This is a genomic window from Pseudomonas onubensis (assembly GCF_965653655.1).
Lineage (GTDB): Bacteria > Pseudomonadota > Gammaproteobacteria > Pseudomonadales > Pseudomonadaceae > Aquipseudomonas.
Window position 1 is genome coordinate 1 of the sequence record NZ_CBFHAZ010000291.1, and the last position, 439, is coordinate 439.

The 439-nt window shown below is 43.1% G+C and carries 1 protein-coding gene; it reads left to right on the plus strand.

From position 1 onward, the window contains the following. Positions 1 to 262: phage major capsid protein (locus ACTD9P_RS30005; protein WP_438870479.1), on the plus strand; the 262-nt coding region annotated here is incomplete at its 5' end. Positions 263 to 439: the final 177 nt, after the last annotated feature.

The following is a 439-nucleotide window of genomic DNA, read 5'->3' on the forward strand; positions in this document are numbered from 1 at the left end:
GCCTTTATTTGTCGCTGATGTTACGGCTGGCGGGGTAGGCCGCATTTTTGGCCGAACTGTCAAAGTAGATGCGTCAATTGATGAGGGAGAAATTTTGCTTGCCAATCTTGGACAGGGGTACAAAGCAAATGTTAACCAAGACATTTCTATTGTTACAGATGAGCACGCGAAAAAACGAAAAGTCGAATATGTCGGGTATGCAATTGTTGACGGCGGCGTCATTGACGAAAAAGCATTTGCAATCCTGACAGATGAAGTCTAATAAGTAAAGAAAAGGAGGCTTAAACGATGTATAAGGTCATTGTCCCTTTCCGGGATAAAACAACCAAAAAGCGTTACGAAAAAGGCGATACTTTCCAGAGTGATGACGCGGAGAGAATCGCTTTTTTAATTTCAAAAGGAAGGCTTGAACAGCCCTTAACAGAAGAAGCGGCTGAAC